A 13,404-nucleotide genomic window follows, 5' to 3' on the forward strand; every position below is an offset into this window, starting at 1 on the left:
GTCTATAAATGGATTTACAAAATAATTATTGGCACTGTATGAGAGCCGCTTCGCAGCCTCCGCCGAAATAGATATAAAGCGGAATAAACAGGAATCCCACGGCCATTAAAAAAGCAAAAGCAATACCAACAGTATATATAAGGGCCGAATAGCGGTTGTGCTTCATCGTCAGGGAGGTGAAGGCACTCCAGAATCCGTGTCCCAGGTGAAATCCCAATAAAATCATTACGGCCGTATATCCGAAAGTGTATATCGGCTGCTGGAAGGTGGCCAGCATCAGGGCCTTGAGGTCCCTGGCTTCTTCACCCCCGGGCAGGACCACCGTCCCGGGATCGGCGAACTTGAAGGTATCAAGATGAATGACAAGAAAAACAAGCAGCACGATACCGGTAAAGATCATCGATCTTGAGGCCCAGGTGACATGACTGGGTCCACCTTTGCTCTGATATTTCTCATAGCCGTCGGGACGTGCTTTCCGGCGGCGCCACCAGATCGAAATACCGATATAGGCATGCAACAGAAAAGCGATGGCCAGGCCGGCTTCCAGAATATACAGGAGCCATCCCATACTCTCGAGCGCATAGGCGGCTTCATTGAAGGCGTGCACCTCACCAAACACCTGGAGATTCGTAGCCAAATGAAAAATAATAAAAATGATAAGGCCGACGCCTGTGATTCCTGTTAGTATTTTCCGCCCTACTTGTGATTTAAGCGCCTGTAGAAATGATGCCATCACTGATACTCATTATTAAAGTGTCTGTTAATCCGCAACCGTTAGCCAACACGCGGATCCGTTTAGCAAGGGTTGAAGATGAGGCGAAATGGATAAAAAGGCAAGGCCGGTACTTACGTTTTAATCTTTAAATCTTATTCAGAAATATTCTAAATTAGAAGCCTCTGACAACCTGACAACGATCATTTTATAAATCAACCCATAGTTGTGCAATCCATCACCAAAACCTATCGGGCATCATTCCGGGAAAAGGGATCGAAATTTATCGGATTTCTCTTTCCCGTCGAAACGACAGAACAGTTTGAAAGTCGCTTATCGGACATCAAGTCCGACTACCCGGATGCCACCCATCACTGCTACGGGTGGCGGATGGATCCGAACGACCTCGGAGAATTCGCACAGGACGACGGCGAACCGGCCGGGACAGCGGGACTTCCTATCTTAAATCAACTGAAATCATATGACATGGTCAACAGCGGCTGTGTCGTTGTCCGTTATTACGGCGGAACCAACCTGGGCAAGAGCGGACTTATCCGGGCCTACGGCGAAGCAGCAAAGCGCTGCCTGGAACAGGCGTCGTTTTCAAAGCTTATCCCGACTCGGAATTTCAGGGTCATCTATCCCTATTCACAACAAAGCAAAATTGATCAGCTGAAACACACCTTTGATTTGAAAGAGATTGATTCGCAATACCTCGAAAAAATCACGCTTAAACTCGCCTGCCGATTGAAGCAGGCCGATACTTTTTGGCAGGAAATCCAGAATATTGAACACCATGGCATTGAAGTCAAAAAGGGAGAAGCCAGTTACGTTACCCTTGCATCAACTGATTAACCAGTCGTCCAATCCACGCTGATCCGCGACTCACTTTTAATCTGATAATCTGCTCAGTACTCCGTACCTTTGAAATAACAAATTTTACAAATTTGGAATCATGAAAATCTATACCAGAAAAGGCGACCGGGGAGAAACCTCACTCTTTGGCGGACAACGCGTGTCAAAGTCTCAACATCGGATTCGTGCTTACGGCACGGTGGATGAGCTCAACTCTTTCGTAGGACTCGCAGCCAGCTATGAATTATCCGAAGTCGGGAGAAACCATCTGAAAAAACTCCAGAAATTACTGTTTATTTTGGGAGCAGACCTGGCTACCCCCCATTCAGCGAAACCGAGGATTGATCGTATTGGCCAGGAAGAGGTTGATTTCCTGGAAGAGGCCATAGATGAAATGGAAAAGGAATTGGAACCTCTTAAAAATTTTATTTTACCCGGTGGATCACAGGCCGGATCAACGCTTCATATCGCTCGTACCGTCTGCCGGCGTGCCGAGCGTGCTGCTGTCGCTTGTCAAAAATGGCATGAAGTATCAGACCAAACTATAAAATTCCTCAACAGACTCTCGGATTTCCTTTTTGTGATGGCCCGGTTCGAAAACAAACAAAAAGGCACACCTGAAGAAACATGGAAGCCGGATAGGCAGGACCGGTGAACAGCGGGAGACAGTCCGGCGGGGCCCTCCACTGGCAGAACTGCTGTAAGCTGCCACCTGCTTGCGGCCTGCTTTGAATAATGGATAAAAAATGGTAAATACCTGCACCCCTTTATTTAGAATTTAACTCTTTATTGCAAGCATATGGCCTTAATGATTTCCGTCTCGGGTATCCGGGGCATTTTCGGAACCGACTTAACCCCTGAAAATCTCGGTCGCTTCAGTGCCGCTTTCGGCAGCTGGGCCGGCGGCGGGAAAATCGTCGTCGGGCGCGATACCCGGGTGACGGGACAAGTTTGCGAGGATATCGTCGCAGCTACGCTCCAGTCCGTGGGCTGCGATGTCGTACAGCTGGGCGTCGCCACCACCCCCACGGTTGCCATGGCTGTCCTGAAACACAGCGCTGACGGGGCCGTCATTATTTCCGCCAGTCATAATCCCGCCGAATGGAATGCCCTGAAGCTTCTTAACAGCAGGAGCGAATTTCTCGATGCCGGGGAAGGGCGGGAAGTGATCCGGATCAGTGAAGATCAATCTTACCGGTATAAACGTTTTGACCAAATAGGATCCGTCGAAACCGACTCGGACGCTCTGGATCACCATATCCGGAAAATTCTGGACCTGCCCTATATTGATCGGGATCTTATTGCATCTAAAGGCTTTTCGGTGGCCATGGATCCGGTTAACGGGACCGGCGCCATTGCCATCCCCCCCCTGTTGAATGCGCTGGGCGTTGATGAGATTCATGCGGTTCATGATGAACCCAATGGACGCTTCGCCCACAATCCGGAGCCCCTGCCGGAACATCTCCAGGATATCTGCGCGCTCGTCCGGGAAAAAGAGTGTGACCTGGGCGTCGTAACGGATCCCGATGGCGACCGGCTGGCACTCGTATCCGACAAGGGCAACCTGTTCGGAGAGGAATACACCCAGGCGGCGGCCTTCGACTTTATACTTGATAAAAAGCAAGGGCCCTGCGCGACAAATCTCTCTTCTTCGCGCGTGACGGAAGATATCGCCCGGCAATACGGGCAAAAATGTCACCGGTCGGCCGTCGGTGAAATTAATGTGGTCCAAAAGATGAAAGAAGTGAATGCCGTGATCGGCGGGGAAGGCAACGGCGGGGTTATCAATCCCGATCTCCATTACGGGCGGGATGCCCTGATGGGCGTTGCGATGGTGCTGCAGCTGCTTGCCGAACGTGATATAACGTCCGACCATTACCGGAACTCCCTGCCCGGTTATGTGATTCGTAAAAGCAAGATGGCCCTGGCCGATATTGACGGGGATGCCATTCTGGAAAAAGCGCAGAACGTGTACCGGGATTACGACCCCGATACCACTGACGGGGTAAAAATTGATTTCGAAGACGGATGGGTACACCTTCGAAAATCAAACACGGAACCGATTATCCGCATCTATTCCGAAGGTATCTCCGCTGAAAAAGCCAAAGAGCTCGCGGATAATGTTGTGGAGGCCGTCCAATAGATTTTATTCGAAGAAGGCTTTGAAAAACCAGTCCCGAAGCATCGGGAAATATCAAAACCTGAACGAATTCAAAACCACAGCATATAAAGGATATGTGAGGATTTTGAAATCGTGAAAATGCAGAGATTGGCCAAAAGAACGGTTTTGCAAAGCCCTCTCGGAGTCTTACTTTATTATCTTAGTTTCCCTAATTGCTTAATATTCATCTATTCGGAAGTTATTTATGATTACATCCATGACCGGCTTTGGTCGCGGCGAAGCTTCGTCGGAAAACATATCGGTAACGGTCGAACTGAAAACCGTAAACAGCCGCTATCTCGACATATCACTGCGACTGCCACAGCTAATTCAGGACAAGGAGCTCGAACTCAAGGAGCGCCTCCAGGAGCACATACAGCGGGGCAAAATAACCATTTCCGTTCGCATTGATAAGGCTGACACCGGCCGGCCGGATATCACTTTTAATGAAAATCTGGTGCATGGCTATAAAATGATGCTCAATAACCTGCGTGATGCCGCAAATATCGAAGAGCCTGTCACCCTGCGTAACCTGATGGAGTTTAACGACATCTTTGAGTCCCGCGAGGAGGACGAAGAAACCCGGCGGGTCATCTGGGAACTTACCCGGTCTGCCACAGAAAAAGCCGCCGGCGCCCTTACCGCCATGCGCCGGCAGGAAGGCAGCCAGCTCAAGGAAGATCTGCTCCAGCGGGCCGATCATATCGAAAAAATGCTGAACATTATCCGGGAAAAAACGGGCGGGCGCGGTAAAAAAGTCAAAAAACAACTTATAGAACGCATTAATGACTTAATCGACAATGACAAAATTGACGATGACCGCCTGGAAATGGAAGTGGCTGTGCTCGTCGATAAAATGGATATCACGGAAGAGATTGTCCGCACGCAGTCGCATCTCAAGTTTTTCCGTGAGGCCGTCGAAAATGAGAACGCGGTCGGACGTCGCCTAAACTTCCTGAGCCAGGAGATAAACCGTGAAATCAATACCATCGGCTCCAAGGCGAACGACTCGGAAATATCCCAATATGTCGTACAAGCTAAAGAAAGTCTGGAACAGATAAGAGAACAGGTGCAGAACGTTGAATAAAACAGGGCGCCGCGGAAAAATCATTGTACTTGTTGCACCAAGCGGAGCCGGTAAAACAACGCTGGCCCGGCGATTGCTCAACGACTATCCGGAGATAAAGTTTTCAACTTCCGCGACTACGCGTCCCCCGAGAAAGGGAGAAATCGAGGGCGAAGACTATTATTTTTTGACCGAAGAAGAGTTCGCCCGAAAGATTGAGAACAATGCGTTTTTAGAATGGGAATACTACAGCGGAAACCGGTACGGAACTCTTCAGTCGGAAGTTGATAAATTGGTTGAATCTGGGTATTTTCCCCTGCTTGATATTGAAGTGAAGGGTGCTCTGAACGTGCTTGAGATCTATGGATCGGAAGCGGTATCCATTTTTATAGAGCCGCCATCAATGGACGTTCTGCGGCAGCGTCTCCGAAAGCGTGGAAGCGAAACGAGTGCCACACTGAAAAAACGTCTGGAACGTGCGGAACTGGAAATTAACCATGCCCGGCACTTCGATTATATTGTTGTAAACGATGATCTCGACACGGCATACGAAGAAATCCGGGCAATTATTGAACCTTTTATTACTAATTAGTTATGTCTATAAAAACGCTTGATGTTGAAAAACTGAACAAAAGTACCGGTAATCAGTACGAGTTGATTACCATCATGTCGAAGCGTGCACGCCAGATTGCTGCGCAGGAAAAGCTTCAGCTCGATGAAAAGCTCAAATATTTTGAAGGCTTTGAGGATGAAGATGAGTTTTCCTTTAATGAAGAACAGGAGAACATTTCCAAAGATTTTGAAAAGCTTCCTCATCCTACGCAGCGAGCGGTAGATGAAATGCGGCGCGGCGAAATTTATTTCAGATATCCACAAGACGAAGAATAGATGTTATCCGGCAAACGGATAGTGTTAGGTGTCACCGGGGGAATTGCAGCTTATAAGGCTGCTTTTCTTTTACGTGCCTTCCAAAAGGCCGGGGCGAAGGTGCGTGTAACCATGACCCGCGGGGCCCGGCAATTTGTGGGAGGCGAGACCTTCTCTTCTCTCTCCCGGCATGCTGTTGCTGTCGATATTTTTCCCGGTAACCAGTCGGAAAAAGACCAATGGACCCGCCATATTAGCTGGGGCGAGTGGGCCGATCTTTTCGTCATTGCCCCTTGTACTGCCAATACGATGGCTAAAATAGCCGCCGGATTTTCCGATAATATGCTTACCGCCACGGTCCTTTCAGCCCGGTGTCCCCTGCTTGTCTGTCCCACTATGGACGGGGAAATGTACCGGTCAGCAGCTGTTACGCGTAATTTAAAGACGCTTCGGGAAGATGGAATCCATATCCTTGAACCCGAGGCCGGTTATCTGGCCAGTGGACTCGAAGGCAGGGGACGCCTTCCGGAAACCGAAACGATCGTGGAAAAATGCCTGGGAATCCTGGCTGAACAGCAGCTCGAGGGTCCCCTGTCGGGGAAAAAAGTGGTGGTCACCGCCGGTCCCACCCGCGAGTTTATGGATCCGGTCCGGTTCATTTCCAACCCCAGTTCCGGCAAGATGGGGTTTGCCATGGCAGAGGCTGCCCGTAATATGGGGGGTGAGGTCACCGTTATCCACGGCCCGGTCCATATTCCGAAACCCGGAGGAGTCGATGCTATCGAAATTGTCTCCACGGATGACCTCTTCAGCCACGTGAAAAACCATGCGGATGCCGATGTCATTATCATGGCCGCGGCGGTGGCGGATTTTACGCCCAAATCGCACTCCGAGCAAAAAATTAAAAAAGACGACAGCACTTCATCGCTGGAACTACGCCGCACGCCGGATATTCTATCCTGGCTCGGCAATCACAAAAAAGAGGGCCAGACCCTGATCGGATTTGCAATGGAGACCGAGAATATGGTTGAGCACGCTCAAAAGAAGAGAGAAAACAAAAAAGCAGACTGGATAGCCGCCAATTCAATTGCGGACCATAATACCGGCTTTGGAACCGATACCAATACCGTGACCCTGCTGGGCGAGAGTGTCCAACAGGATTTTTCAGGAACCAAGAAAGAAATCGCCCGCCAGCTGCTCGACCGGATTTTCAATACGGGCTAAAACTCCCATTTGTACGTCCGGTGTGTTTTGTGATGGCGGCAGCCAAGCGCTTCGAGGCTCCGCTGCATGAGCCAGTTTTTTTCACTCACCCACGCCCCCTCAAGGTATTCCAGGCTAGGGACTGCCTCCCTGGTATACTGAATTCCCCTGGTAAAGGTCAATGCTTCCAACCCCATCTTCCTAAACTTGGGTTTCGTACCGTATACCAGGGATCGTAAATGTCTGGCGCGCCGTTTAAACCAAAATAACTTGGGGTAGTGCCACCACCGAAGTCGTCCCCCGGTCTCTTTAGAGATCTCGTTAAGATCGGGCACGCATACCACAAAAGAGGCGGGTTCATCGTCAACAAAAGCAAGCAGCATACTTTCAGGAATCAATACTGGTTTCAGCTTATCCACCATTTCCCGGACGGTATCCCGCGTTAACTCGGTAAACGCTTCTTCCCGTTCCTCAATATCCTGCTCCCTCCATGCCTCATTATAGATTTCCCGGATATATTCGGCATCACGATAAATATTCTTCAAATCGATAGAACGCAGAGAAACATTGGAACGGTTCTCTATACGATCGGTTATCTTTTTCATCCGCTCGGGAACAGGCTTGGCAAAATCACGCTTATAGCTCCAGTGATCATCCAGTTTAACCGCTCCCGTCTGCTCAAGCAACTGTTTGTAGTACGGGGGATGGTAAAACATGCCATAAATGGGCGGTTCGTCGTAATTTTCAACCAGCAAGCCCCAATACGTATCGTTTTCACCAAAGTTAACCGGCCCCCGCATGGCCCGGTAGCCCCGGTCATAATGCCATGCCTCAGCAAAATCTATGATTTTCCGAACAAGCCGGCGATCATTTTCCGTCTCCAGGAAACCGATTCCCCCCATCTTCGGCTCCAGCACTCGATCACGCGCCGGGTTATTCATCACGGCAAAGCGTGCTCTCACCCTGTCATCTTGTTTAACCAGGTAACGTTCACATTCGCCATTATCAAAAAAAACGTTATGTTCAGGGTCGAAAATGTTTTCTATTTCGAATCGGAATGGTGGTGCCCAGTTAGGATAATCTTCATATATTTGAAATGGAAGATCATGGAAGGCCTCTATTTGTTCTGAATTCTCAACAAGCTCAAATTCGTACGCCATAATACTGAATACAATATAAGAATCGTTGTTAACGTATTGAGCGGTTATCTTGTATGACTACCGCCAACTAAATATCTGCATCTGATTTGAAGGAACAAAAGAAAAAAAGAATTATCGCTTTATTACTTCTGATCTCGTGTATGATAAGCGGATTTATGTTATTCAATGTTTCTGACTCTCCGCCTGCAGAACTTCAATCCTTCGCCCAGGCTGATTCACTGGTAGAATACGAACTGAGAAGTTTCAGTATCAGCGAGCAGCAAATCAGTCGCTCTTTCGTGGAAGTGGATTCGACCTTTAGCCGTAAAATATATCATATTGATCTACCGGCCGGTTTTTCTAAAACGCAGCTGCACGCCGAACTGAACAGAAGATTCCACTCCCTGGGCATCTCCACACCGGCCCGGGTAAGCTTTCCGGACCGGCAGATGAGGATCCACCTGGAATATAAAGGAACCATTTTTCGAACCCTCGACTTGCACACCGATCCTGATCTCGTTTATAACAGAGACCGGGCCAGCATCATTGTGGCCATAGATGATTTTCAGGATGATGAAATGCTGAATACCTTGTCCACCTTTGGCGAGCCTATTCCCATTGTACTTCCCGTTAATCATCCGATGGAAGCCAATGAACTTCAGAAATCACTGGCAGGACGGTACGAGCGTATCCTCTTTTGGCTCAGGAATGATGCGGATGAAGACCTAATGCAGCAAAATCCCGGGGTGGCTCTGCGGCGACTCCAACAGTTTGAGAATGTCCTGCCCAATGCGCATCTGTTACTGGTAGGTAGCGATAATTCGCCTGAATCCAGGAACATGGCCGCCCAAACCGATTTAACATTTATCGATGCCCGCAAGGCTTTATACCTGCATGAAAAACTTGGTAAGGCTTCCTTTCTGGAAGAACTGAATAAACTGAAGTCGGACCAGTCCTATTCCCTGGCTATTATCACGGGGAATGAAACGACATTGCGCTGGCTGGGCGAGAAACTACCAGAACTTAATAAAGCCGGCGTTGAACTTATCCCGCCGCCTAAAATAAACTTTTAAGCATGCTTGAACAATTTGATACCGACCGATGGCTTAACAAGCTGCAGCTGGAAGAGTTTCCCGGTCCCGAAACAGTCCGCCTGAAATATCCCGTTCTGTTATGTCACGGCTACGGAGCAATCGCCTCGCTGGTCAAACCATCCCCCCTTTACGATGTTGCAATGCTTCTGCGCTCTCATAATGTAACTGCATTCGCTCCTAACATAGTGCCTTATGCTAAAATTGAAACACGCGCACGGGGATGGGTGCATTCAATCCGTGAATTGACAGATAAACAGCACTATGAGAGGGTGAACATTATTGCGCACAGTATGGGAGGACTGGATATGCGTTATGCCCTTTCGGAGCTGGATATTGCCTCCAGCGTGGCCTCATTTACCACCGTCTCCACCCCTCACCATGGTACTTCCCTTGCCGAACTGACACTTAAAACACCGGATGCCATCCGTGACAAGTTAGCCGATTTTCTGGACTGGGTGGGCGATCGTATCTATCCCAAGACCAAAAGCGACTCTGTGGGCTCCGCTGTGCAGCTCACCCGCCGGTATATCGAGGAGGAATTCAATCCGAAAATCACCGATGCGCCGGATATTCCCTATTATTCATACAGCTCGGCGGTGGGCAAGGGCACTTCGGTTCCCATTCGTGTCATCAGCCGTTATCAGAACAATCATATTTATGAAGAGGAAGGGATCAATGACGGCATGGTCTCTGTCGAAAGCGCAAAATGGGGCCGGCACATCAAAACCTCCAGCCTTTCGCACCTGGAACAGATGCATGTCCGCGTCAGGAACGACCGGGAAACCATTTACCGGTCCTTCTGGCTGGATGTGGTAAAAATGCTGGAGGAACACGGGCATTGAGAACGTCTAACAACACTCTACCCTGTTATCGCGGCTGGTCAGCTGGCAGATATTAGGGGGACGGTATCCGCGAATTGCCCGGCTACGCTGCGGGGAAAGCTCAGCGAACTCACTTTGTAACGCTATTATAGAATATAAATATAAACCGAAGAGCACGAAATATTCGTTTAAAGCTCTATATCATCTACTTTCTTGAGCAGGCTGTAAGCTGTCATATCATATTGGATAGGCGTCAACGCCGCATACCCCTTTTCCAGCACATTAACATCCAGGTCATCGCCTTCATCCAGCAGCTCAAGCCTGCCGGTGAGCCAGTAATAGGAACGATTGTTGGGGTCCACACGTCCCTCGAACTCCTCAACATACCTGCTGTCCGCCTGGCGCGCCCATTTGATGCCCTTGAGCTCTCCGTCCGGAACATTCAGATTTAACGTAACCCCCTGTGGCAGTCCCACGCTCAATACATAGCCGATCACTTTTCGGGCCGCCTCTTTGGCCCCGCTGAGATCTGCGTCTTCATCAAAATCAGTACAGCTTATGGCAATAGAGGGGTATCCCAGGATAGTCCCCTCCGTAGCGGCGCTTACCGTTCCAGAATACAGGATGTTGACGCCGGCGTTACTCCCGTGGTTGATACCGCTTACTACCAGGTCGGGTTTACGCTTCATCAGCTGGTCGTGTGCTAGTTTGATTGAATCGGCCGGCGTACCCGAAACCGCCTGGCCGCTAAAACGTCCATCAAGCTGGAAAGACCGGGATCGGAGCGGAGTATCCACCGTTACCGCATGTCCCACCGCACTCTGTTGTCGATCCGGGGCAATGATTTCCACATCGCCAAACTCGTCGGCTACTTCAGCCAGGGCGCGTATTCCCGGCGCAAAGATGCCGTCATCGTTACAAACAAGGATCACCGGGCGTTCGGAATTACTCATAATCTGTGTTAGTTACTTTAATTTAAAAAACTGCTGTAGTCGGATTATTCCACAAGGGACAAGGTTTATTTTAGCATCCATGCGGGAATAATTCAGATTAAATTCTTCATTGCAAGGGAATCGAAAAAAAGAGCGTATTGTGAGAAATACGGGCTAACCATACTGCTCCTGGGCATTGGGAAAATCACCGGATTTAACATCCTGTATATACGATTGAACGGCATCGGTCATCCCCGAGTGCATATCGGCATAGCGGCGTAAAAAACGCGGTTTGAATTCCTTATTGAGACCAAGCATGTCGTGAGTCACCAATACCTGTCCGTCGCACTCTGAGCCGGCCCCGATGCCGATCGTTGGGATTGAGAGTTCAGCCGTTACTTTTTGGGCAAGCTCCGCGGGTATTTTTTCCAAAACAATGGAAAAACAGCCCGCTTCTTCCAGATGCCTGGCATCTTCGAGGAGCTGTTGCGCTTCCTCATCCCCGGTAGCCCGCACTTTATACGTCCCGAATTTATAGATGCTCTGGGGAGTTAGTCCCAGGTGACCCATAACGGGGATTCCCGCATCCACAATTTTTGTAATTGTTTTAATGATTGGTTTTCCCCCCTCCAGCTTGACCCCGTGAACCCCCGCTTCCTTCATCATGCGCCCGGCACTGATAAGGGCTTCCTTGGAGGTCACCTGATAACTCATGAACGGAAGATCGGCAATAACCAGTGCCGTTTCAACGCCGCGAACCACACAAGAGGCGTGATAAATCATATGGTCGAGCGTCATCGGAACCGTGGTCTCGTAGCCGGCCATTACGTTGCTGGCGGAATCGCCCACCAGAATCACGTCAATACCCGCCTGGTCTACAATATGCGCCATCGTAAAATCATAGGCCGTGAGCATACTGATCTTCTGCCCCCCCTTCTTCATGTCAACGATAGTCTGGGTGGTTATTTTAGGCGGACGGTCTGGGGATGATTGTGTACTCATTTTTCTTCTTCTTTTGGAACAATTGCCGAGGTCGCTTCAAGCTCACACACCACTTTGTCGTCAACGGTAGCGGTCCCTTCCATAGTTGTAAAGTTTCGGCGCCTGTTGGTAAGGAACACTTCCATCATAAGCTGGTCTCCAGGGACCACTGATTTACGAAATTTCGCCTTATTGATATTGGTGAACACTATAAGATTATTATCGGGATCTTCTATATGCATTTCAGTAAGCATAATACAGCCCGTCTGAGCCAGTGCTTCTACCTGTAACACGCCTGGCATCAGGGGTTTTCCGGGGAAATGCCCGTTAAAGAAATCCTCATTGGCTGTAACATTTTTGTATGCAAGTATACGCTTCTCTTCCAACTCTAAAACACGGTCAACCAATAAAAAAGGATAGCGATGGGGTAATACTTTCTTGATTGCTTCTATTTCCATTAATGACATGTCAAAAAAATTTATTGGTAATAAAATTTAAATTTGCAACATATTGAGCGGTATAAACCACCTGTCCCCCGGCCCGGCGTGCGGATAATGGCCTGTTTGTTATCTGACGCATCCAGGATCCGCGATCCGATCGCTGTCGGACGCAGTAGGAATATCCAACCTCAACCACTCAGGTGGATTGAATATACATTATTTATTGAACGGTGCCCACATAAATATAAGCAATGCCGCCGGTTAGCTTTTCAAACATCTGTGAAGTAAAAGTATTCGATTCCTTCATTAAGTCAACAAAGTTACTTCCCGCCGGAAATTCGGCGCTTGTCCTGGGCAGATAGGTATAGGCCTCACGGTTACCACTGATCCATCCCCCGACTGCAGGCATGATGTACTGGCTGTACATCTCATAAGGATACTTTAGCAATCCTTTGGGCTGACCGAATTCGAGTATCACCACCTTCCCACCGGGTTTGACCACCCGTCCCATCTCTTTGAGTGCCTGTACGGGATCGTCCACATTGCGGATACCAAAGGCGATGCTGGCAATATCAAACCGGCCGCTCTCATAGGGCAGATCCATGGCATCAGCTACTTCAAAATCGACGGTTAAGCCGTGTTTCTGTGCTTTTTCCGGAGCATGTTCGATCATCTCCTTGCAAAAATCCGTACCCAGCACATATCCGCTGGTCCCCACCTTTTCCTTGAATTCCAATGCCAGGTCGCCCGTCCCGGTGGCACAATCGAGTACATGATGACCCTCCCGTGCCCCGCTCAGTTGCACGGTTCGGCTGCGCCAGGCATGGTGGACACCAAACGAGAGAATGGAGTTAACCCGGTCGTAGTCATCGGCTATGTCAGCAAACATCCTGCGTACTTTTTCACTCATAAACGCTCTGTATCTTTAAATTTCGCTGTATTCCTCGATTTGGAAGCCGGGTACCGAATGCCCGATTCGTGGTGATGGATGATACCGGGAGAACAATCTCTTTTACAGAAACCCACCGGGGGCTGAACCGGCGACCGGCCTTGGGTTTTCAATGGCTAAACTCCGTTTTTTAAATGTTCGGTATTATTCAAATACACCGACTTAAACTGCTCTCCGTCCCATT

The 13,404-nt window shown here is 49.2% G+C and carries 15 protein-coding genes; 9 read left to right on the forward strand and 6 right to left on the reverse strand.

From position 1 onward, the window contains the following. Positions 1 to 25 precede the first annotated feature (25 nt). On the reverse strand, positions 26 to 733 hold the full coding sequence (locus ACESLU_RS00755) for a succinate dehydrogenase cytochrome b subunit (RefSeq protein WP_372633741.1): 708 nt from the start codon (positions 731 to 733) through the stop codon (positions 26 to 28). A 207-nt stretch (positions 734 to 940) separates the two neighbouring features. Here ACESLU_RS00755 and ACESLU_RS00760 point away from each other — a divergent pair, with 207 nt between their 5' ends. From ACESLU_RS00760 to coaBC, 7 genes are all read left to right on the forward strand, one after another. Next, positions 941 to 1,567: a YigZ family protein gene (locus tag ACESLU_RS00760; RefSeq protein ID WP_372633743.1), complete on the forward strand. Its 627-nt coding sequence runs from the start codon at positions 941 to 943 to the stop codon at positions 1,565 to 1,567. Between the two features lie 100 nt (positions 1,568 to 1,667). Further along, on the forward strand, positions 1,668 to 2,222 hold the full coding sequence (locus tag ACESLU_RS00765; protein WP_372633746.1) for a cob(I)yrinic acid a,c-diamide adenosyltransferase: 555 nt from the start codon (positions 1,668 to 1,670) through the stop codon (positions 2,220 to 2,222). 144 nt (positions 2,223 to 2,366) lie between these two features. Then, complete coding sequence (gene glmM, locus ACESLU_RS00770; protein ID WP_372633749.1) at positions 2,367 to 3,710, forward strand: phosphoglucosamine mutase; 1,344 nt, start codon at positions 2,367 to 2,369, stop codon at positions 3,708 to 3,710. 223 nt (positions 3,711 to 3,933) lie between these two features. Beyond that, the gene (locus ACESLU_RS00775; RefSeq protein ID WP_372633751.1) at positions 3,934 to 4,815 is read left to right on the forward strand and encodes a YicC/YloC family endoribonuclease; all 882 of its coding nucleotides are present in this window, start codon (positions 3,934 to 3,936) and stop codon (positions 4,813 to 4,815) included. Beyond that, complete coding sequence (gene gmk, locus ACESLU_RS00780; protein WP_372633754.1) at positions 4,808 to 5,386, forward strand: guanylate kinase; 579 nt, start codon at positions 4,808 to 4,810, stop codon at positions 5,384 to 5,386. Before ACESLU_RS00775 ends, gmk begins: the two co-directional genes overlap by 8 nt. 2 nt (positions 5,387 to 5,388) lie before the next feature. Beyond that, a complete protein-coding gene (locus ACESLU_RS00785) occupies positions 5,389 to 5,682 on the forward strand; it encodes a DNA-directed RNA polymerase subunit omega (RefSeq protein WP_372633757.1) in 294 nt (97 codons plus the stop codon). Next, positions 5,683 to 6,885, forward strand: coding sequence for a bifunctional phosphopantothenoylcysteine decarboxylase/phosphopantothenate--cysteine ligase CoaBC (gene coaBC, locus ACESLU_RS00790; protein WP_372633759.1), 1,203 nt, complete (start codon positions 5,683 to 5,685; stop codon positions 6,883 to 6,885). Here coaBC and ACESLU_RS00795 read toward each other — a convergent pair. Further along, complete coding sequence (locus ACESLU_RS00795; RefSeq protein ID WP_372633762.1) at positions 6,882 to 7,826, reverse strand: hypothetical protein; 945 nt, start codon at positions 7,824 to 7,826, stop codon at positions 6,882 to 6,884. The two genes, coaBC and ACESLU_RS00795, sit on opposite strands and share 4 nt — an antisense overlap. Positions 7,827 to 8,179: 353 nt before the next feature. On the opposite strand from ACESLU_RS00795, the gene ACESLU_RS00800 reads away from it, so the two are divergent. After that, positions 8,180 to 9,076, forward strand: coding sequence for a hypothetical protein (locus ACESLU_RS00800; protein WP_372633764.1), 897 nt, complete (start codon positions 8,180 to 8,182; stop codon positions 9,074 to 9,076). Between the two features lie 2 nt (positions 9,077 to 9,078). Beyond that, positions 9,079 to 9,939, forward strand: a complete 861-nt coding sequence (locus ACESLU_RS00805) for an esterase/lipase family protein (protein WP_372633767.1) — start codon at positions 9,079 to 9,081, stop codon at positions 9,937 to 9,939. A gap of 167 nt (positions 9,940 to 10,106) precedes the next feature. On the opposite strand, the gene surE is transcribed toward ACESLU_RS00805, so the two are convergent. The 4 genes from surE to ubiE form a co-directional block, all read right to left on the reverse strand. Beyond that, complete coding sequence (gene surE / locus ACESLU_RS00810) at positions 10,107 to 10,871, reverse strand: 5'/3'-nucleotidase SurE (protein WP_372633769.1); 765 nt, start codon at positions 10,869 to 10,871, stop codon at positions 10,107 to 10,109. A gap of 153 nt (positions 10,872 to 11,024) precedes the next feature. Then, positions 11,025 to 11,852 carry a 3-methyl-2-oxobutanoate hydroxymethyltransferase gene (gene panB, locus ACESLU_RS00815; RefSeq protein ID WP_372633772.1) on the reverse strand — a complete coding sequence of 276 codons (828 nt, stop codon included), beginning with the start codon at positions 11,850 to 11,852 and terminating at the stop codon, positions 11,025 to 11,027. Further along, positions 11,849 to 12,298 (reverse strand): 3-hydroxyacyl-ACP dehydratase FabZ, encoded by a 450-nt coding sequence (gene fabZ / locus ACESLU_RS00820; protein WP_372633775.1) that lies wholly within the window; start codon positions 12,296 to 12,298, stop codon positions 11,849 to 11,851. The genes panB and fabZ overlap by 4 nt, the downstream gene beginning before the upstream one ends. A 193-nt stretch (positions 12,299 to 12,491) precedes the next feature. Then, positions 12,492 to 13,181 carry a bifunctional demethylmenaquinone methyltransferase/2-methoxy-6-polyprenyl-1,4-benzoquinol methylase UbiE gene (ubiE, locus tag ACESLU_RS00825; RefSeq protein ID WP_372633778.1) on the reverse strand — a complete coding sequence of 230 codons (690 nt, stop codon included), beginning with the start codon at positions 13,179 to 13,181 and terminating at the stop codon, positions 12,492 to 12,494. Positions 13,182 to 13,404: the final 223 nt, after the last annotated feature.

This window comes from Fodinibius sp. (assembly GCF_041642155.1).
GTDB lineage: Bacteria > Bacteroidota > Rhodothermia > Balneolales > Balneolaceae > Fodinibius.

What these genes read in the sequence shown, in the direction of transcription:
- glmM (WP_372633749.1), top strand. Translation starts at nt 2,367, where the DNA reads ATGGCCTTAATGATTTCCGTCTCGGGTATCCGGGGCATTTTCGGAACC.
- ACESLU_RS00755 (WP_372633741.1), bottom strand. Translation starts at nt 733, where the DNA reads ATGGCATCATTTCTACAGGCGCTTAAATCACAAGTAGGGCGGAAAATA.
- ACESLU_RS00805 (WP_372633767.1), top strand. Translation starts at nt 9,079, where the DNA reads ATGCTTGAACAATTTGATACCGACCGATGGCTTAACAAGCTGCAGCTG.
- surE (WP_372633769.1), bottom strand. Translation starts at nt 10,871, where the DNA reads ATGAGTAATTCCGAACGCCCGGTGATCCTTGTTTGTAACGATGACGGC.
- fabZ (WP_372633775.1), bottom strand. Translation starts at nt 12,298, where the DNA reads ATGTCATTAATGGAAATAGAAGCAATCAAGAAAGTATTACCCCATCGC.
- ACESLU_RS00785 (WP_372633757.1), top strand. Translation starts at nt 5,389, where the DNA reads ATGTCTATAAAAACGCTTGATGTTGAAAAACTGAACAAAAGTACCGGT.
- ubiE (WP_372633778.1), bottom strand. Translation starts at nt 13,181, where the DNA reads ATGAGTGAAAAAGTACGCAGGATGTTTGCTGACATAGCCGATGACTAC.
- panB (WP_372633772.1), bottom strand. Translation starts at nt 11,852, where the DNA reads ATGAGTACACAATCATCCCCAGACCGTCCGCCTAAAATAACCACCCAG.
- ACESLU_RS00765 (WP_372633746.1), top strand. Translation starts at nt 1,668, where the DNA reads ATGAAAATCTATACCAGAAAAGGCGACCGGGGAGAAACCTCACTCTTT.
- ACESLU_RS00775 (WP_372633751.1), top strand. Translation starts at nt 3,934, where the DNA reads ATGATTACATCCATGACCGGCTTTGGTCGCGGCGAAGCTTCGTCGGAA.
- ACESLU_RS00800 (WP_372633764.1), top strand. Translation starts at nt 8,180, where the DNA reads ATGTTATTCAATGTTTCTGACTCTCCGCCTGCAGAACTTCAATCCTTC.
- coaBC (WP_372633759.1), top strand. Translation starts at nt 5,683, where the DNA reads ATGTTATCCGGCAAACGGATAGTGTTAGGTGTCACCGGGGGAATTGCA.